General features: G+C 63.7%; 17 protein-coding genes. 12 read left to right on the top strand and 5 right to left on the bottom strand.

Annotation, left to right across the window (positions count from 1 at the left end):
• Positions 1-43: 43 nt before the first annotated feature.
• Positions 44-820: a DeoR/GlpR family DNA-binding transcription regulator gene (locus AC1HC7_RS13235; RefSeq protein WP_479496319.1), complete on the bottom strand. Its 777-nt coding sequence runs from the start codon at positions 818-820 to the stop codon at positions 44-46.
• A 19-nt stretch (positions 821-839) separates the two neighbouring features.
• On the opposite strand from AC1HC7_RS13235, the gene AC1HC7_RS13230 reads away from it, so the two are divergent.
• From AC1HC7_RS13230 to AC1HC7_RS13200, 7 genes are all read left to right on the top strand, one after another.
• The gene (locus AC1HC7_RS13230) at positions 840-2,336 is read left to right on the top strand and encodes an FAD-dependent oxidoreductase (protein ID WP_479496318.1); all 1,497 of its coding nucleotides are present in this window, start codon (positions 840-842) and stop codon (positions 2,334-2,336) included.
• The gene (locus AC1HC7_RS13225; RefSeq protein ID WP_479496317.1) at positions 2,329-3,588 is read left to right on the top strand and encodes an NAD(P)/FAD-dependent oxidoreductase; all 1,260 of its coding nucleotides are present in this window, start codon (positions 2,329-2,331) and stop codon (positions 3,586-3,588) included. The genes AC1HC7_RS13230 and AC1HC7_RS13225 overlap by 8 nt, the downstream gene beginning before the upstream one ends.
• 74 nt (positions 3,589-3,662) lie before the next feature.
• The gene (locus AC1HC7_RS13220) at positions 3,663-4,802 is read left to right on the top strand and encodes an ABC transporter substrate-binding protein (RefSeq protein WP_479496316.1); all 1,140 of its coding nucleotides are present in this window, start codon (positions 3,663-3,665) and stop codon (positions 4,800-4,802) included.
• 106 nt (positions 4,803-4,908) lie between these two features.
• Positions 4,909-5,970 carry an ABC transporter ATP-binding protein gene (locus AC1HC7_RS13215; RefSeq protein WP_479496315.1) on the top strand — a complete coding sequence of 354 codons (1,062 nt, stop codon included), beginning with the start codon at positions 4,909-4,911 and terminating at the stop codon, positions 5,968-5,970.
• Between the two features lie 3 nt (positions 5,971-5,973).
• Positions 5,974-6,843, top strand: coding sequence for an ABC transporter permease (locus AC1HC7_RS13210; RefSeq protein ID WP_479496314.1), 870 nt, complete (start codon positions 5,974-5,976; stop codon positions 6,841-6,843).
• Complete coding sequence (locus tag AC1HC7_RS13205) at positions 6,840-7,643, top strand: ABC transporter permease (RefSeq protein WP_479496313.1); 804 nt, start codon at positions 6,840-6,842, stop codon at positions 7,641-7,643. The genes AC1HC7_RS13210 and AC1HC7_RS13205 overlap by 4 nt, the downstream gene beginning before the upstream one ends.
• A gap of 6 nt (positions 7,644-7,649) precedes the next feature.
• Entirely contained in the window at positions 7,650-9,086 is a 1,437-nt protein-coding gene (locus tag AC1HC7_RS13200; RefSeq protein ID WP_479496312.1) for an FGGY family carbohydrate kinase, read from the top strand.
• 207 nt (positions 9,087-9,293) lie between these two features.
• Here the strand turns inward: AC1HC7_RS13200 and AC1HC7_RS13195 are convergent, their stop codons facing one another.
• Positions 9,294-10,241 (bottom strand): LysR family transcriptional regulator, encoded by a 948-nt coding sequence (locus AC1HC7_RS13195; protein ID WP_479496311.1) that lies wholly within the window; start codon positions 10,239-10,241, stop codon positions 9,294-9,296.
• 98 nt (positions 10,242-10,339) lie between these two features.
• Between AC1HC7_RS13195 and AC1HC7_RS13190 the strand changes: the two genes are divergently transcribed.
• Complete coding sequence (locus tag AC1HC7_RS13190) at positions 10,340-10,975, top strand: sulfotransferase family protein (RefSeq protein WP_479496310.1); 636 nt, start codon at positions 10,340-10,342, stop codon at positions 10,973-10,975.
• Between the two features lie 106 nt (positions 10,976-11,081).
• On the opposite strand, the gene AC1HC7_RS13185 is transcribed toward AC1HC7_RS13190, so the two are convergent.
• The gene (locus AC1HC7_RS13185; RefSeq protein WP_479499096.1) at positions 11,082-11,393 is read right to left on the bottom strand and encodes a hypothetical protein; all 312 of its coding nucleotides are present in this window, start codon (positions 11,391-11,393) and stop codon (positions 11,082-11,084) included.
• 266 nt (positions 11,394-11,659) lie between these two features.
• On the opposite strand from AC1HC7_RS13185, the gene AC1HC7_RS13180 reads away from it, so the two are divergent.
• Positions 11,660-12,256 carry a calcium-binding protein gene (locus AC1HC7_RS13180; protein ID WP_479499095.1) on the top strand — a complete coding sequence of 199 codons (597 nt, stop codon included), beginning with the start codon at positions 11,660-11,662 and terminating at the stop codon, positions 12,254-12,256.
• Between the two features lie 260 nt (positions 12,257-12,516).
• Here the strand turns inward: AC1HC7_RS13180 and AC1HC7_RS13175 are convergent, their stop codons facing one another.
• Entirely contained in the window at positions 12,517-12,978 is a 462-nt protein-coding gene (locus AC1HC7_RS13175; RefSeq protein ID WP_479496307.1) for an Lrp/AsnC family transcriptional regulator, read from the bottom strand.
• A 209-nt stretch (positions 12,979-13,187) separates the two neighbouring features.
• Between AC1HC7_RS13175 and AC1HC7_RS13170 the strand changes: the two genes are divergently transcribed.
• From AC1HC7_RS13170 to AC1HC7_RS13160, 3 genes are all read left to right on the top strand, one after another.
• Entirely contained in the window at positions 13,188-14,663 is a 1,476-nt protein-coding gene (locus tag AC1HC7_RS13170) for a pyridoxal-phosphate dependent enzyme (RefSeq protein WP_479496306.1), read from the top strand.
• A 336-nt stretch (positions 14,664-14,999) separates the two neighbouring features.
• Complete coding sequence (locus tag AC1HC7_RS13165; RefSeq protein WP_479496355.1) at positions 15,000-15,206, top strand: hypothetical protein; 207 nt, start codon at positions 15,000-15,002, stop codon at positions 15,204-15,206.
• The gene (locus tag AC1HC7_RS13160) at positions 15,199-16,365 is read left to right on the top strand and encodes a M24 family metallopeptidase (RefSeq protein ID WP_479496351.1); all 1,167 of its coding nucleotides are present in this window, start codon (positions 15,199-15,201) and stop codon (positions 16,363-16,365) included. The genes AC1HC7_RS13165 and AC1HC7_RS13160 overlap by 8 nt, the downstream gene beginning before the upstream one ends.
• A 91-nt stretch (positions 16,366-16,456) precedes the next feature.
• Here the strand turns inward: AC1HC7_RS13160 and AC1HC7_RS13155 are convergent, their stop codons facing one another.
• The gene (locus tag AC1HC7_RS13155; protein WP_479499094.1) at positions 16,457-19,123 is read right to left on the bottom strand and encodes an ExeM/NucH family extracellular endonuclease; all 2,667 of its coding nucleotides are present in this window, start codon (positions 19,121-19,123) and stop codon (positions 16,457-16,459) included.
• Between the last annotated feature and the right edge of the window lie 302 nt (positions 19,124-19,425).

Raw genomic sequence — 19,425 nt, 5'->3', positions numbered from 1 at the left:
TGGCTTCAACGCCCGCCAGAATGCGCCGGCCTCTCAAATCCCGTCACCCGTTTTGCGCCGCAGCTCGAACCAGGCGCCCGCCGGCCTCCGCCAGGGCCTCTCGGATGTCGATTGGGGGCGCTTCGTCGCAAACCAGAGTCTGGATTTCCGATAACGGGCATACTTCGAACGAGGCCAGCGAATCGAATTTCGAACTGTCCACCAGCACCGTCAGTTTGTCGGATTGCCCGATCATGGCCTGCGCCACCTGCGCTTCCTCGAAATCGTAGTCCATGGCGCCCGTCCGCAGGTCCAGCGCCCCGATGGTCAGAACCGCGTGGTGGGCGCGAAACGACCTGATTTGCGCGGTCACCATCGCGCCGATCGTCTGGCTGTTGTCCGCCGCGAATTCGCCGCCCAGCAAGAAGACCCGGCTGCCATTTTTCGCCTTCGCGATGGTGCGGGCGATTTCCGTGGAATTGGTTACGATGGTGAGTCCGGCGATCCGGGCGATTTCCTCGGCAAAATACAGTGTCGTCGAGCCGGTATCGATCAACAGGGTTTCACCGGGCTTGAACAGCGCCGCCGCCGCCTTGGCGATCCTGATCTTGGCCTCGACATCCTTTGACAACCGGCGTTGATACGGCGCCTCGCCCAGAATGCGCGGAATGATCGCCCCGCCGTGGACTTTCTGGATCTTGCCCGCTTTCGCCAGCTGCGTGAGGTCTCGGCGAATCGTTTCGCGGGACGCGCCCAGGGCCTCGGCCAGATACTGGACCGAGGCCTTTTCGTTTTTCCTTACGATATCAACCAGTTTGTCCTGGCGTTCATGAATCTTCATTCTTCTTCACAACCCAACATTGACCGAGTTCGACATTCGCATTACCAATATGGTCATCATTCTGACCTGCGGAAGCGAACCAATGACGCTACAACAGTCAACATCCGGGCAACAGGCCTCGCGCCGCATTCAGTCGGAAATCCATGACGTTGTTGTTGTCGGCGCTGGCGTTGTGGGCTGCGCCGTTGCACGACGGTTCACGCTGGAGGGCGCCCGCGTGGCGGTGCTTGAAAAGGCGCCCGACATTCTGGACGGCGCCAGCAAGGCCAACAGCGCCATTCTTCACACAGGCTTTGATGCCCCCCTTGGGTCGCTTGAACTGGATTGCGTGCGAGATGGCTACCGGGAATATCTGAACGTTCACGAGGATCTGGGCCTGGTGCATGAAAAATCAGGCGCTCTGGTGGTGGCCTGGACGCCCGAACAACTGGCTGGGCTGGAATCGGTGCAGGCGTTGGCGCACGCAAATGGGGTCGATGATGTGAAAATCATCACCGCACGGGCCTTGCGCGCCCGCGAACCGAACCTGAGCCATGATGCGCTGGGGGCGGTCGAGGTGCCCGGAGAGGGGATCATCGACCCATGGTCGGCCCCTTACGCCTATCTGCGTCAGGCGCTGGCCAACGGCGCCCGGGTTTTCACCGCATGCGAGGTGACGGGCGGTGACTTTGACGGCGCATTGTGGCGCCTGGAAACCTCGACAGGGGTGTTGAAAGCCCGTTCGGTGATTAATTGCGCCGGCCTGTTCGGGGATCTGCTCGACACGGCTTTGTTGGGAAAATCACGGTTTCATATCACCCCGCGCAAGGGCCAGTTCGTGGTGTTTGACAAGGCCGCCTGTGGGCTTGTGTCCTCGGTGATCCTGCCGGTGCCGACCGAGCGCACCAAGGGGATCGTGGTGTTTCGCACGGTGTTTGGCAATCTTGCGGTTGGCCCGACCGCCGAGGATCAGGAAAGCCGGACCGACGCCTCGACGGATGAAACGTCGCTGCGGGCGCTGATCGAGGATGGCATCGCCAAGATACCGGCTTTGGAAGACCTGCCTGTCACGGCGATATATGCGGGGCTGCGTCCAGCCTCCGAGGAAAAGGACTACCGGATTGATGCGACGTCGGAAAAAAACTGGATCACCGTTGGCGGGATCCGGTCGACCGGGCTGAGCGGCGCCCTGGGGATCGCCAATCATGTATTTGATTTGTATAGTAAAATGGGTCCGTCCCATAGGCGCGTTCCGGATCCGGTCGTGCCCGGGGCGAACATGCTGGCGCAAAGCGGCCAGCGAGATTGGCAGGCCGCGGGGCATGGTGAAATCGTCTGCCATTGCGAACTGGTCACCCGACGTGAAATCGAGGCGGCCCTGCGCGGTCCGCTGGCGGCGCGCTCATTGGCGGGACTGAAACGGCAGACCCGCGTGACCATGGGCCGATGTCAGGGTTTTTTCTGTCTGGCAAGGCTGGCGGACCTGACCAGCGGTCATTTTGACATGCCGATCGGCGAAGAGATCGGCAATGGATAGCCACCCCCTCACAAGCGGCGCGCCGATTGACGTTGCCGTCATTGGCGGGGGGCCCGCCGGGCTGGCGGCGGCAACAGCATTGAAGGAAGCCGGGATCGGGCGCGTGGCGATCCTTGAACGCGAAGCCGAGGCCGGCGGCATTCCGCGCCACTGCGGCCATCCGCCATTTGGCATGCGCGAGTTCAGGCGCATTCTGCGTGGCCCCGCCTATGCCGCGCGGCTGGTGGCGCGGGCCCAACGGGCGGGTGCGGAAATCCACACCATGGCGACAGTGGTCGAGGCCCGACCCGGCGGCGCCCTGTTGGTGGCCGTTGCGCAGGGCCTGCTGAAGCTGTCGGCGCGCCGGGTCATCTATGCCACAGGCGTGCGCGAAACCCCGCGTTCCGCGCGGCTGGTGTCCGGGGTGCGCGTGCAGGGCGTGCTGAATACCGGCGCATTGCAATCCATGGTTTACCTCAAGAACCGCCGCCCGTTCCGCCGCCCGGTTGTCGTGGGCAGCGAATTGGTGGCGTTTTCCGCCATCATGACCTGCCGCCATGCCGGCATCACGCCGGTCGCGATGATCGAGCCGAACGCCCGCGTCACCGCCCGATGGCCTTTGGCGCTGTTCCCCCGGCTGGTTGGGGTCAGTCTTCTCACCGGCGCCCGACTTGTGGAAATCCTTGGCGACAAGACCGTAACGGCGGTCCGGGTTGCGGGGCCTGACGGGGCAACCCGCGAGATCGCGTGCGACGGCGTGGTGCTGAGCGGTCGGTTCACGCCGGACTCGGCCCTCGCGCGCTCCGGCCATCTTGAGGTTGACCGGGCAACCGGCGGCCCGGTCGTCGATCAATGGGGGCGCTGTTCGGACCCGGATTACTTCGCCGCCGGCAATTTGCTGCGCCCGGTCGAAACCGCCGGCTGGAGCTGGAACGAAGGGCGAAAGGCCGGACTATGGGCCGCCGCCGATCTGACCGGAAAGCTGCCTGTCCGATCGTCCGCCCTGCGCATCGAAATCCGCGACAGTCGTCTGAAATACGTCATGCCGCAGATACTCGGGTCGGCCGACGGCAATTCCGGCATGCGAGACCTGCAATTGCGCGTCACCAAGGATGTTCGCGGCGAATTGGTCGCGGTCAATGGCCGGGGCGTCGTCTGGCGCCGGAAAATTCATTGCCTGCCAGAGCGCCGCTTGCTTGTGCCGGTATCGGAAATAGTCGCCGCCGGCATAGAGGGACCACTCGGATTTGAGGTCAGGGAGGACGCAATCTGACCCAATGCCATGCCGCCGCAATTCGCATCTGGCGGATCCAACCAACCAACCAACTGACCAAAGGGAGAAGAACAATGTCATTCACGCGAAGAAAACTGCTGCAGGGCGCCGGCGCGATCGCGCTTTCGACGCCTTTCATCCGCAACGCGCAGGCGGCAACGCTGGAACTGCGTTGGCTGGGCTGGGAGCACTACAATGTCTCATCCATCGTCTCCGGTTTCGAAAACGAATACGGCGTCAAGGTGTCGTCCGGGTTTTTCGACGGCAATTCCGAGGCCTACAACAAGCTGAAAACCGGCGGCACAACGGACTTCGATCTGGTCATGGGCGACGGTTTCTGGCCGCGCCTTTATGGCAAACAGGGCCTCACCCAACCGGTGGATTATGGCCAGCTCGACAACATGCAGTATGTTTTCGACGACTTCAAAGCGCCGAATTACATGTTGTTGCAGGAAGAAGGCGGTTCAGACATGATCGCCGCGCCGAACTGCTGGGGCGGCTACGGGCTGACCGTGAACCTCGACAAGATCGCGGCGCAAGACGCCGACAGCCTGTCGGTGCTGTTCAACCCCAAATACGCCGGCCATATCTCGACCAGCGCGCGGTTCGAGGAAAACATCGCGCTGGCCGGCATTCTGGCCGCCGACACGCTGGGCGCCAAGGACGGGCCGCGCCCGGACGGCAAGCCGTTCAACCCCTATGTGTTGACGGATGCCGAACTGGAAGAAGCCAAGCGCCTGTTGATCCAACAGAAAAGCCTGCTGTTGACGCGCTGGAACGACGAAGACACGCTGGAGCGCCTCCTGCGCGCGCAGGCGGTCTGGGTGTCGCCCGAATGGTCTGGCATCTACCGCCGGATCGCGTTCGACAAGATGGACGGCGAGACCGACCTCAACATGCAGCACGTTCTGCGCCCGCGCGAGGGCGGCCTGGGCTGGGTCGACACCTGGGCCATCACCGAGGGCGTGGACAGCGAGCGCCTGGAACTGGCGCACAAGTGGATCAACTGGCGCCTGAAACCGGAGAACATGGCCATCATCGCCACCGATGTGGGCTGGTCGCCGACTGTGGACGTGCGCAGCCTGATCCCCGAACGCTATGTGGAAACCATGTTCCTGAACGAAACCGGCGCCATCAAGGGCCTGTATCAATTCGATGCGCCGTCTTCTCCCGAGAAGTGGGAACGCGTCTGGTCCGAGGTCGAAGCCGCCTAGGCAGGCGGAAACAGCCCCCGCCCGCCATGCTGCGGGCGGGGGCTTTTTGCACCATTCCGGATGGTTGCAAATGAATGGATCAAAAACAGGAAGGGGGGGGTGCGCCGTGTCGAAAGCTGTCCTTACACTTGAAAATGTTTCAAAGCATTTCGGAAACATAACTGCTGCGGACGACATAAGCATCGAGGTCGGCCAGACTGAATTCTTTGCTCTGCTTGGCCCATCCGGATCGGGCAAGACCACCATGTTGCGGATGATCGCCGGGCTCGAAACCCCGGATACGGGCCGCATCGTGATCGGCGGCACGGAGGTAACCAAACTTCCCCCGTATATGCGCGGCATTGGCATGGTGTTCCAGGATTTCCTGTTGTTCCCGCACAAAACCGTGGCGGAAAACATCATTTTTCCGCTGAAGATGCAGAAAAGCTCCGAGGCCGACAAGGCCGCGAACCTGAAATGGGTGGTCGATCTTGTCCATCTGGAAGGGCTGGAAAACCGCTATCCGCACCAGCTTTCGGGGGGGCAGAAACAGCGCGTTGCGCTGGCGCGCGGGCTGGTGTCGCGCCCGTCCTTGTTGCTGCTTGATGAACCACTCGCAAATCTTGATCGCGAATTGCGCAAGGAAATGGAAGTTGAAATTCGACGATTTCAATTGGAGTTGGGCATTCCCTTTGTCTATGTGACTCACAATCAGGAAGAAGCCCTCACCATGTCCGACCGCATGGCGATCATGCGCGAGGGCAAGATGGAGCAGGTGGGCGAGAAATTCAGCCTCTACCATGACCCGACCAGCCGTTTCGTTGCGGCTTTTCTTGGCTCGCCAAATGAGTTCGAGGGCAAAGTGGTCGCCATCGAGGACAACATCGCCACGCTTGACTGGAGCGGGCACAAGATCCGGGCGCGCTGCCACGGCGGGCTGAAAACGGGCGACGCCGCAGCGTGCTATGTCAAGAGCGAGAAAATCGAAATGCATTCCGGCGCTGGCACGATGTCCGGGAAAATCCGGGACATCATTTTCAAGGGACAATACGCGGATTTCCTTGTCGTGCTGGAAAACGGACAGGAAATCACCGCCAGCGGATCGCATCGGGGGCAACTGGCCGAAGGTGCGGCAATGCACATAACATGGATGCCGGAAAACGCCGATGCATTTCCGGTCGAGGGGTAGGCCATGAAAAGCAATCGCGCCCTATTTTGGTCACTTGCCGGTCCGGGCAGCGTATTTCTCATGCTGTTTCTGATACTGCCTCTGATGTCGATTATCGTTTTCAGTTTCTGGCGCACTGAAAGCTATCAGCTTTATGCGGACTGGAACCTTGACAATTATCGTGTGCTGGCCACGGATCCTTCCTATGTCACTTTCCTGATCAGATCGCTGGTCATGGCGACGGTGGTGTCGGCGGTCTCGCTGGTGTTTGCCTGGCCCGCCGCGTTCTTCATCACCCGTTACGGCGGGCAGTTCAAAATCATCCTGTTGCTGCTTACGTCAACGCCATTTCTGACCGGCGAAATCCTTCGGGTGACCGCGATGCAGCAGATTCTGGGGCCGATCGGGCTGATCAACATGGCGCTGGGCAGCTTCGGATTCCAGCCGATCACGGCCTTGATGTATACGAATACGGCCACGGCGATTGGCCTGGTCTATCTCTGGCTGCCCTTCATGGTCCTGGCGATCCACCTTTCGCTGCTCAACTTCGACTTCGAATTGCTGCAAGTGGCCAAAGTGAACGGCGCGCGCCCCTTGCGCGCCTTCTGGGAGGTCACCTGGCCGCTCAATCGCGCCGGTTCGGCAATCGGCGTTGTTCTGGTGTTCATTCCAACGCTGGCCTCTTCGATCACCTCCAAGTTCCTCGGCGGCCCCAATGGGGCCCTGTTCGGCAACATTCTGGCGCACCAGTTCGGGTCCACCGGAACCTGGGCGCTTGGCTCGGCCATGGGGGTCGTGCTGTTTCTGATCTCGATGCTGGTCCTGTTTCTGGTCTGGAAATCGATTGGCGACCTGAAACGATCCGGCATTACCATAAAAGGGGGGGGTGAATGATGTTCAGAGACCTTTCGATCACCTTGCAGATTCTGGTGTTGCTGATGCTTTATGCATTCCTGTATATACCAATACTATATATCGTCTACGTTTCCGCCCAGACAAATGCCATCTGGCCGTTTCCGCCCGACTTTACCGGTGAACACTATGTCAACCTTTGGAATGCGTCCGACTACCACACCGGGTTCAGAAATTCGCTGACGATCGGCGTCGGCACCGGGATCATTTCTTCGCTGCTGGCCACCATGGCGGCCATCGGCATCCTGAAATACCGGGTCAAGGGCAGCAAGTTCATTGCCGGCCTGTTTCTCTCGCCGCTGTTCATCGCGCATATTCTGATTGGCATCTCGAGCCTGATGTTCAACAAGACCTTGCTGGGATTGCCGGGAAACATTTTCTCGGCGATCATTGCCAATGCCACCTATGCCACGGCGTTTGCGTTCCTTGTGGTTCTGGCGCAACTGGCGCGCTATGACTGGCGGCTGGACGAGGCCGCGATGGTCTTTGGCGCAACCCCCGGGAGAACATTTCGCGAAATCACCCTGCCGCTTGTCTGGCCGGCGATTCTGGGGGCGTTCATTGTGTCCTTCCTGTTGTCCTTCAACAATCTGGAGATTTCCTTTTACAATCTTGGCGCCACGCCGACCTTGCCCACGCTGGCCTGGGGCTCGCTCAGGCACGGGATATCTCAAGAGCTCTACGCGCTGGCCGCCCTGATAAACGCGGCGGTGTTCTCTTTCCTCGGCGGGCTTTACCTGCTCTTGCGGCTCGGCGTGATCCGCCTGGATTTTCGGGACTAGAGACCCATGCGCGTTGTTGCCATAGATCAGGGCACCACCTCGACCCGCGCCTTTGTTCCGGGCGGGTCGGGGCCGGACTCCGGCGCCGGAGAGATCGTTTGTCGGCGCACCCACAAACAACATTATCCCGCGCCCGGCCGCGTGGAACACGACCCCGAGGAAATACTCGCCCACATCCAGGACTGCCTGGACGCCGCCGGCGCGGTCGATGCGGTCGGTCTTGGCAATCAGGGCGAAAGCTGTCTGGCCTGGGACCGCGAGACCGGGCGAGCGATCACGCCGATCATCGTCTGGCAGGATCAACGCACGATCAAGGAGATCGAGCGGTTGAAGGCCAACGGGGCCGCGCCCCTGGCCATGGAGCGCGCGGGGCTGCCGCTTGACGCCTATTTCTCGGCGTCCAAACTGGCCTGGATCGTTGAGCAAATACCCGAGGCCAGGGCCTTGCTGGCGCGGGGGCGCCTCTGCCTCGGCACCAGTGATGCCTTCTTTCTGCACCGGCTGACCGGGCGTTTCGTCACCGACATCACCACCGCATCGCGCACATCCCTGATGAATCTGGAAACCGGCCAATGGGACGCGGATCTTTGCGCCCTGTTTGGCGTGCCGATTGCGGCGTTGCCGGAAATCGTCCCGACCATGGGTGATTTCGGGCGGGTCGCGATTGCCGGCGGCACGGCGCCGCTCAGGGCCAGCGTGGTCGACCAGCAGGCGGCGCTTTACGGCCACGGCTGTCGCAAGCCGGGGGATGCCAAGATCACCTTCGGAACCGGGGCCTTCGTGCTGGCGGTTGCCGGCCAGACCCTGCTTCGACCCGAAGACGGCGCGCTGTTGCCCACATTGGCATGGCAATCGGCGGGACGCCCGGCGACCTACGCCCTGGACGGCGGCGTCTATTGTGCGGCCTCGGCGGTGAACTGGGCGCGCGGGCTTGGGCTGTTTTCCGATTTCTCCGAAATAGACAGCTTTGAATCGCCCGCCGCCATCACACGCAAGCTGGCCTTCGTTCCGGCCCTGAGCGGGTTGGGATGCCCCTATTGGGACCGAACCGCCGCCGGGGCATGGTTTGGCCTTTCGCTGGAAACCACGCAGCAGGACATGATGCAGGCCCTGCTGGAGGGCATCGCGTTTCGGACAGCGCAGGTCGTCGAGGCTCTGCGCCGCGAAATGCCCTTGGGCGACGAAATTTCGGTGGATGGCGGGTTGTCCGCCAATCCCTATGTTTGTCAGTTTCTTGCAAATGTCCTGCAAATGACCGTTCGGGTGCATGCCAACGCCGAACTGACCTCGCTTGGCGTGGCGCAGATGGCGATGGGTGGCGAAGTTGGCAGTCAAGACCCGCCCAGGGCCACGAGAACCTATCTGCCCGAAAAGGAAATTTCGGCCGGTCTCGCCCTGTTCGACGAAGCGGTTCGCCGGACAACAGGTTGGTCTGAAGGCTAGACGGCGACATGGCGGGGCCGACAGGGCTTTGACCGCCAGACACCGGTCTTGCTGTCGCTGCGCGGAATCGCGGGAATTCGGTCTGATCTCCGCGGATTGCGGGCAGCTTCAACAGGGTCGGCATGGCCCCAGGCGCAAGACGCCGGACCATTCCATATGCAATCGCCCTCGTTGCACGGCGGTTCTGCGGGGCGATGCGGGCTCGTCTCATGCCCCGAGCTTGCGCTCCACCATGCGATCGGCTTCATTGTGGATGTCCTGGTAGACCTGAATCACCATATCCCTGATCCACATCGAAGCCGGGTCATTCGCCAGCCGTGACGACCAGAAGAAGCGCGTTCGAAACGGCCGCGGCAAAACCGGGGGAACCAGCGGGCGCAACCCGTAGGTCTCCATATCCCAGGCCATCAGAATCCGGGGAAACGTGCCAATCAGATCGCTGTTGGCCAGGAGCGGGCCAAGGCTGGAAAACTCCGAGACAAGCGCGCTGACATGGCGGTCCGGCGGATTGGCGCCCAGGGGCTTGTCAAACGGGCTGCGCGATTCATTGGCAATGTTCACCTGCACATGACCATAGGTTGACCATGCCTGACGCCCCCAATCCGCCAGCGCCGGGTGTCCCCTGCGCACAAAACTCGTCCATTGGAAACCGGGGATCTCGATCTGCTCAAGCCCGTCGGGAAGACGCGTTTCGCCGCCCAGATGCGCGATGTCAACCAGCCCTTCGGAAACAGCTTTGTAGACTTCTCGCGGGGCTGAAAGCCACTCGACCTTCACCCCCGGAGCCGCGTGATGAACCTGATTCACCACCTCCGACAACACCTGCCCCGATATGGGGCAAGCCACGCGGAAAACCCGGTCGCTGGTGGCCGGATCAAATGGCTCGGGCAAGGCCAGCGCCCGCTTGATGCTGCGCAGAATCGGAACCACGTCCTCGATCAATGCCAAGGCGAACGGGCTGGGCTGCATGCGGCCGCCGACCTTCACCAGAAGGGGATCGCCGACCTGTTCGCGCAATCGAGCCAGCGCATGGCTGACTGCAGACGGGGTCTTTCCCAGTATTTCCGCGGCTTCCGCGACGCTGCCTTTCGCCATCAGCGCCTCGAACACCACGAGCAGGTTCAGGTCGATCCTGTGCAGCTGAATTTCCTTCATGATACCTGAAACCCTTTCGTTGGATTGCCTTGGCGCCATGGCGCAAACTGGCCTCGCCACACATTCTCGGATATTGCCAACGGAAAGGATATGTTCTTATGGGACTGCAAGTTATTGGCTCCGGCTTCGGCCGGACCGGCACGATGTCAACCAAACTGGCGCTTGAACATCTGGGTTTCGGCCCCTGCCACCATATGGTCGAGGTCATGGAGAACCCCGCGCAGCCCGCAAAATGGGCGGCGCTCGCCCGGGGCGAGGAGGTTGACTGGTCCGTGGTTTTCGACGGGTATGACAGCCAGATCGACTTCCCCGGCGCTTGCGTCTGGCGCGAGCTTTCCATCGCCTTTCCGGAAGCGAAGGTGATCCACACCGAGCGGCCCGAGGATGAATGGTGGGAGAGCTATTCGGCAACGATTGGAAAATTCTTCCGCCTCCGCAAGGACATTGCGTTGCCGCCGCCCATCGCCGCGATCTTCGAGACCATGGACCAACTTCTGGTGAAGGGCGTCTTTGGCGGGCTTGATCGGGAAAGCTCGATTGCCGCCTATCGACGCAACAATGAAAAGGTCAGGGCGGCGATTCCGGCGGAAAAGCTGCTGATCTTCACCCCTGCGGATGGATGGGAGCCTGTCTGCCGCTTTCTCGACGCGCCGGTTCCTGCAACTGCATTCCCGCGCAGCAACGCCCGCGACGAATTCTGGGCGCATTTCGGCGGCGAACCGGCGCTGGCATAGCGATGCGGTTCACGGGTCCCGAAATGGTTGCAGGATTTCGAACCACATCTGGCGGCGGGGCGCGGAATCCAGCTTGGAGCCCGAAAAAACCGGCGCGCTCGCCCGGTCAGCCTTGCGCCAGATCGGCCCGGCGCAGTTCGCGGAACATGCAAATCCGGGCTCTGCCGAACGTCATCCCCACGAGCCGCAGGCAACTGGCCCAGGTCACGCCGGACCCGCTGCTGCGCGGCCGGTCGTTGGCGCCCGCAGCCGGGCTCGACGTGGTCATCGACGCGGTGTTCGGCCTGCGCGACATCGACTGGTCGGCGGGGCTGTTTTTCGGCGCCGCCGTCGACGACATTGAAATCATCTCCGCGCGCAACAGCGGTTTCAACCTGTTTGACCTGAGCGTCGACGCGCCGGCATTCTCGTTCGACATCATTGACGGCCTGACCCTGTCGGGCAAGCTGCCCACCGGCGCCGACACCAAAGGCATGTCCCACGGCGGCGCCGTGGCCAGCGGGACCGACCGGTTCGTCGGCGCGGAGAATTCCGACCCGTTGCTGCAAATCGAATTTCCGCGCGGCGGCTTCGACCTCAAGCCACCGGGTTTCTACAAGGACGGCTTCGATCTGCGCGGCGGCGTCCATTCGGACATCGCCGAGGGCGTCGATCCCGATGACTGGGGGTATCCCCGATCTTCGCATGAAGCTCCTTCTCCATCGCCTCGTCGACCGCTGGTTCTACGCGGGCGGCGAAAGCGCCGGCGACCGCGACGCGTTCGGCGCGGGATTTTCGACCGAGACCGCGGATCTGGTGTTCGCCGGCGCCTCGCAGAACGGCCGGGTGGGCGCGGACAAGGCGTTTTTCGACATCGGCAACGGCGTGCGCATCGGCGAATTCGAACGCTACGTGCTGCATCTGGGCGCCGGCGGCGATGCGCCCGCGACCGGCGAGCGCCTGTTCGACGGCGGCGGGTTCGACGTCATTGATTTCAGCAAGGCAACCGGCACGCGCGGCGTCGCCGCCTATCTTGGCGACGACGCGCCGACGGGGGCCCGCGCCCTCAGCGTCCACGACACCTTCGGCGCTCAGGAAACGGCATTCGCCATCGAAGGCGTCATCGGCTCGGACGCCGACGCCATGTTCGCCGGCAATGACGGGCGCGACACCATCAAAGGCGGGGCCGGCGCGGACCATCTCCATGGCCAACGCGGCGCCGACAGGCTGACGGGCGACGTCATCAAGCTGCTCGGACCCGATGCGGACGATCTCGACGCCGGAGATTTCATCCGCGGATGAAAGGCCGCCCCCCGCTTCTGGTCAGGGCGCCCGGGCGGGCGGCTTTCCGTTCGAGGGCCGAGGGGCTTTCCAGCCCGATGTCGCGCGTCGTCGGCGCCGTGACGGTTGTCCTTCTCGGCAAGACGCCAGGTCAAGGCAGCGCCGCCCCGCCGCGACAGGTCCGCAACGGCATCCAGGTTTCGCGACAGGGCGGTCTTCTCGTCGAACCCTGTCCTGACCCATGGTCCGATTCCCGTGGAAATCCCTTTCGTCAACAGGGCTCAGAGCGGGACGTTCATGCTCGCCTTGGTGCGGTCCATCACCACATTGGTTCGGAACCTCTTGACGTTGGAATCCTCGAAAAACAGGCGTTGGGTCAGGGCTTCGTAATCCTTCATGTCCCTGGCCAGCGCGATCAGGGCGAAATCGGCGTCGCCGGTGATGTAATAGCATTGCTGGATCTGAGGCTCGGCTTTCGCCTTGCGCCGAAAACCGTCAAGCTGGCGGATGCTTTCCCGTTCGAGTTCCACGAGAATGAGGAAGGTCATGGCGAAATCGACGGTTTCCGGGTCGATGACGACCACTTCGCCGGCGATGACCCCGCGCATGCGCAGTTGCCTGATCCGGCGCTGAACCGTTGCCACGGACGCGCCCGCCCGAGCCGTGATCTCGTCCAGCCGCATGCGGGCGTTCCGCTGCATGAGTCGCAGGATCGTCCGATCAAGCTCGTTCAGATCCGCCATGACGCGCCCACCTCGACAACCAACGTCTTTATCTCTCGATTTCCCGAAAAATCCCGAAACTTGATGTGATCGCCTCGCGCATTGTCGATATCGTGACGCCAGCACCGCGTTCAGGGCGACCAAATGACAGCCATGCCACATGAGCCGCGAAGATTGAAGGGCGAACCTGTCTGCGCGCCGCCATCCGACAGGGACAGAAAGGCCGCGCCATGACGCCGGGACTTGAAGATCGCATTGTCGATCAATCCGCCTATTTCGGAAACATTGCGCAACTGCGTCGGGCCGGGGTGACGCTGCCGCGCATTTCCGATCTCGCCGACCCGCCGGCGCGCCTGGCGGCGCAGCTGTCGGGCATGGCCGATATCGACCCGGATTCAGCCGATCCGCGCAACCTGTTTCGGGTGCATTGGCACAATGGCGCGGATCGGCGCGGCCTGGTGGACGTGCCCGCGCATGCGGTGCTGCCGGAGGCGCTCACCGGGGTGAAGGCGCGCATCGTCGTGGCCTTGGGCAACACCTTTCCGATGATCGGCGCCCACAAGGTGCTGGCCGCCTATGGCTGCCTTATCCCGCGCCTTCTGTCGGGCGCGTTCAATGCCGCGCGCCATCGCGCGGTCTGGCCCTCGACCGGCAATTACTGCCGCGGCGGGGTGGCCATCGCGACGCTGCTGGGCTGCCGGTCGGCGGCGGTCCTGCCCGAGGGGATGAGCAAGGAGCGGTTCGACTGGCTTGATCGCTGGCTGGCCGATCCGGCCGATATCCTCCGCACGCCCGGCACGGAAAGCAATGTGAAGGAAATCTACGACGCCTGCCGCGCGCTGGCGCAAGACCCGGAAAACCTGATCCTCAACCAGTTCAGCGAATTCGGCAACTACATCATCCACCGCGCGGTCACCGGCCCGGCGATGCAGCGGATCCTCGAACATGTGAACGCCGACGGGCGCCTGACGCCGCGCGCGTTCGTGGCCGCGACCGGATCGGGCGGCACGCTGGCGGCCGGCGACCACCTGAAGCAGGCGCTGGGGATGCAGACCGGGGCGATCGAGGCGCTGGAATGCCCGACGCTTCTGTATAACGGCTATGGAGAGCACAACATCCAGGGCATTGGCGACAAGCATGTGCCGCTGATCCACAACGTCATGGGCGCCGATTTCATCATCGGCGTGTCGGATCGCGCCTGCGACGGGCTGAATCTGGTGTTCAACACCGGGGCCGGGCGGCGCTACCTGTCGGAGCGCAAGGGTCTGGACCAGCGCCAGATCGCCGCCCTCGGCGATTTCGGCCTGTCGTCGATCGCCAACATCCTCGGGGCGATCAAATACGCGAAATACATGGGGCTGGGCGCGACGGACATCGTGCTGACCGTCGCCACGGACGGCGCGTCGATGTATGGAACGGAATTGGCCATCGCCGAACAAAAGCTGTTTGGCGGCAGGTTTGGGCAGGTGGAGGCGGCGGAGACCTTCGGGCGACGCATGCTTGGCGTCGGAATCGACCACATGATCGAACTGGGTCGCCATGATCGCGAACGCGTCTTCAATCTGGGCTATTACACCTGGGTCGAACAGCAGGGCGTCTCGCTGGCCGATTTCGACCGGCGCCGGGATCAGTCCTTCTGGGACGGCCTGATGCGGCTGACGCCGATCTGGGATCAGATGATCGACCGGTTCAACGCGGGCGCCTGAACGGCGCTGCGCCTCTGGAACCGAAAGCCGATTGCCGAAAACCGGAGACCGAACGCAGGAAACCGAGATGACCGCCGATTTTTCGCTGACCAGCGCGCTTCGAAGGCCCGGCCCCGGCCATGCGCGCGCTTGAATCGCCGAGGATCGAAGATGGCTGATTGTCTCCGACGATTGACGGCCCTGCGCCATGGATCGCGCGCCCCCCGCGTCATGCATGCCTGCGGCCATGACGGTCACATGGCCATGCTGCCGGGCGCCGCCGAACGCCTGGCGCCGCCCCCGGATTTCGCCGGCATTGCGGTTTTCGCGGTCCAGCCCGAAGGCCATCGCCCGCCCATGAGCTTTTCCGAGGATTTCGTCCATTTCAGCGCCGCCCTGCCCGGTTGTTTCATGCGGCCGGGCAAAGGGGTGGAGGACGCCCACGGGACGCCGCGTCATGCCGCGGTTCATGATTTCAACGACGCCCTGCCGGCCATCGGCCTCAAGCTGTGCTCGCAACCGGTTCGCGACAGGCTGCCATCGAAAGACCGGACCGATCGCTGACGCCCCGGCCAGAGGCTTCGCCCCGGCGGAATTCGCCGCGCGGACGGCGCGGGCGCAGCGCCGCATGGCCGCGCAGGATTTCGCCGGCCTGTTGCTGATGAGCGAGGCGGAGCTGCGCTATTTCAGCGGGTTTCACACCCAGTTCTGGCAAAGCCCGACCCGACCCTGGTTCCTGTTCGTCCCTGCCGAGGGCAAGCCCGTCGCGGTCATCCCGGAAATCGGCGCGGCGCTGATGCGCCGGACCTGGATCGACGACATCCGCACCTGGAGCGCGCCGAACCCCGCCGATGACGGGCTGAGCCTGCTGACGGACCTGCTGGCGCCATTGGCGCGCGCCGGGGCGCGCATCGGTCTGCTGAAGGGCCATGAAACGGCGCTGCGCATGCCGCTGGGCGATTTCGAACGGCTGATCGCCGGGCTGCCCGGCCTGAGGATCGGCGACGCCACGGGGATCGTGCGGGCGCTGCGCATGGTGAAATCCCCGGCCGAACTGCAAAAGCTGGCGCATGTCTGCGCGATCGGATCGCGGGTCTTCGCCCAGACCCCGGACTTCGCCCGTCCCGGCGCGTCGCTGCAAGATGTGTTCCGCGCGTTTCGCCGCGCGGCGCTGTCGAAGGGGGCGGATGACGTGCCCTATCTGGCGGGCGGCGCCGGCCCCGGGGGCTATCGCGACGTGATTTCGCCGCCGACCGATCGCCCCCTTCGGGCCGGCGACGTGATGATGCTGGACACGGGCGCGACATGGGACGGGTATTTTTGCGATTTCGACCGGAATTTCGCCATTGGCCATGCCGAGGACCACGCGAAGCGGGCCTATGACGTGCTGTGGCGCGCCACCGAGGCCGGCATCGCCGCCGCCCGCCCCGGCGCGACCTGCCGCACGGTGTTCCTGGCCATGCGGGCGGTGATCGCCGAGATCGACGATCAGGGCGGCGATGTGGGTCGGCTGGGGCATGGGCTGGGGATGCAGCTGACCGAGTGGCCGTCTCTGGCGGCGTTCGACGAAACGGTGATCGAGGAAAACATGGTTCTGACGCTGGAGCCGTCCCTGAACCATGGCGACGGGCGCCTCATGGCGCATGAAGAAAACATCGTGATCAACGCCGATGGCGCCGCGCTTCTCAGCGCCCGCGCCGCGCCCGATCTGCCGATCATCTGAACGGGGTCGGCCCCGGGGCCTCGCGACCGGCTTCTTTCGGCGGGGCGGGCGAAGCGCCCCGCGCCAACGCTCGGGGGCGCGAAAGGCCGGTTCAGGCGAACAGGCCTTCATAGACGGCGTCGATCTCCAGGCTTTCGACCCGGAAATACGCGCCCGCATCCGCGGCCCGCAAGGACACCGCGTCAAAGGCCTCGGCCGCGCCGAGGCTTTCGACATGGCCTTCCTCGACGACCAGGGTCTCGCTGGCGATGAGGTCGAATCCGTCCGCGGCCGCGGCCCAGTAATCGACGGTGACGCCCGCCTCGGACGGGGCCGCGCCCGCCTGCGCGCCGGCGATGACGTCGATGGCGAAGGACACGCCGACGCCCGTCAGCCCGTCCAGCGCCAGATCGAAGAACAGCAATTCGCTGTCGTCGATCGCGCGGGCGCCGTCCATGGGCGCGTCGGCCTCGCCATAGCCGCCGTCGCGGCCCTCGCCCCTGGCGTTGACCGCCATGCTGACCCCGAAGGCGTCGCGGTTTTCCGCGCGCCGCCCCACCACCCGCTGCTCGATCACGTCGTCGGCGTCGAGATCGGCGCCCAAATCGGCCCGCCGCGCGTCCTTGCGCGACACCGGGGCGATGTGATCCGGGAATTGCGCCTCGCCGTTGAAGACGAAGCCGTGAACGTCGACGATCTGCACCCCGGAATCGCCGTCGATGTCCCGGTCCAGATCCAGCTTGCTGCGGCGGAAAATCTGATCGAGCAGCAATGACTCGTCGCCGCTGTCGGCCTGATCGGCGCCGCCCTCGTGCAGTTCGGCGATCGCCAGCCCGGGCTGCGCGCGGCTCGAAAGGTCGAACTCGAGATGGCTGTTGGCCTCGGGCGCGCCGCGTTGAAGGTCCAGCCCGAAGATCAGCGGATCGTGATCCGAGCTGCGAAAGGGCGTCGATCCGTCGAACAGGGTCGGGTCGCGGCCGAAATCGAGATTGTAGTCGAAGGCGTCGGGCTCGTCGGCGTTGATGTGCCATTCGGTGACGCCGGTCAGCGAATTGGCCAGGCTGGCGCTGACGAAGGCGTAGTCGAGCGTGCCGAACTGTCCGTCGAACACGAAGGAGTGGTCCTCCGGCCCGATCAGCGATTGATAGCCCGCGCCTTCGAGGAAGGCGATGGGATCCTCGCGCAGGTAGGAATTGAGATCGCCGAGAATGACCACGTCCCCGTCGCCGGACCCCGTTGGGTCGCCGTCGAGCCAGGCGTCGAGCGCCTGAGCCGCCAGCAAGCGGATGGCGTTGTTGTTCCCGGCGCCGTCATTGGCGTTCTGGTTGCCGTCGCCGGGATTGACCGAGCCCTTGGACTTGAAGTGGTTGACGGCCACGGTCACGTCCTCGCCGGTGGCCAGTTCGGTGAAGGTCGCGGCGAGAGAGGCGCGGTTGCTGCGCGATCCGTCAAAGATCTGTTCGCTGAAGCCGAGGCCGGCGGCGACGGAATCGTCAAGGATCTCGACGCTGGTGTCGATGGCGATCGCGGTGGTGGTCGCGCGGTAGATGAAGCCGACCGAGATGGCGTCGCCGGCATCGACGAAGCCGCGCCCCGGATCCACCGAGGCGTAGGTTCCCGCGCCGGCGACGCCGTTGAGCTGATCCACCAGAAAATCGATGGCCACGAGACCGTCGCCGTTCTGGTCGGTCTGGAATTCGTTTTCCAGTTCCAGCAGGCCGTAGACGTCGGCGTCCATGTCGATGACCGCCTTCACCAGCTTGTCGGTCTGGCGGGCGAATTCCTCGGCGTTGTCGGCCCCGCGCGGGCCAAGGCCGTTCGGCCCGGACCCCGGATTGCCGCTGACGTCAAGCGTGGTGAAGTAGTTCAGCACGTTGAGGCTGGCCACCTTGAAGCCGCCCACGTCCTCGGGCGCCGCCGTGCGGGGATTGGCGGATTCGAAATCCGCCGGCGCCTCGAAAGCCTCGTCCGCGGGCTGGATGCGGTAATCGCCGAAGGCGTAGTCAAGCACGCCGCGCACGCCTTGGGCGGTGTCGCCGCCGCGCAGCGGATTGGCGGCGCTCAGCGGATCCGTGCCGCCGCCGTAGCGGATCACCGCCGGGTTCTGGCTTGAGGATCCGTCGTCGAGGATGATGCTGCGCCGTTCGATCGCGGCCTGATGCGCGGCGAAGCCGGCGGCGTCGGGGGCGTTGAACTGGGTGAACTGGTCCAGCCGCCCGTCGGTGCCCGGGGCGTTTCCGGGCCCGTCCGAGGACAGGGTCAGCTGGCCGAAACGATCGAGATTGAAATACTCGGTGACGTAGAGCGTGTTCGGGATGACGGTCAGCATGCCCTCGACGGATTCGAGATCGGCGAGCGAGGCCACCGGGAAGCTCACCACCGACGCGGTGGGCAATTCAGTGCCGGAACCGTCGACGCTCAGCGCGTCGATGTTGCGAAGCTGGGTCTTGCCGAAGAACTCGTCCGCCTCGCCGGCGATGGAGATCATGTCGCCGACCGCCGGCGCCGGGAAGGCGTCGCCGAGAAAGACGAACAACCCTTCGGAGGTGGCGACATCCGCGTCGACATCCGCGTCCGGGGTCTGCATGAAGAACCCGCCCAGCCCCGGCAGCACGCTGGTGACGACGCCGGCGGTCTCCACGACCTGGCCTTCGAGCGGGCTGGCGGCGCCCGCCCCCTGAATGTCGTGGATGGCGACGATCGGATTGACGACGCCCTGGCTGACGACGCCGATGGATTCCGAATCGCCTTCGTCCGGGGTTTCATTCATGGCATTCATGATCTGCGCCTCTCCCTTGATCCTGATCAAATCGCACTCGGAACGCATTCTTGTATTTTTCGGCAACGCCGGCGTTTACGGCGCATGAATATTTTGTATTGCCGTGATGGTTTGAATTTTCGGTGCGGCGTGAATATTTCGGGAAATACAACGAACGGATTTCTCTGCAAATCTGCGCCGCAAAACGTCCCCGACGCCACGATTCGCAGCATTACTTGATAAATCACGCCGGCCGGTTTCCCCCCCGCGCGCCGCGCACGGGCGGGTCTTGCAATGGCGCGCCGCAAGGGCCAAACACGGGC

The sequence above is a fragment of the Oceanicella sp. genome, assembly GCF_056449545.1.
The sequence above is the reverse complement of the archived record's forward strand: the minus strand, read 5'-3'. Positions and strand labels throughout refer to the sequence as shown.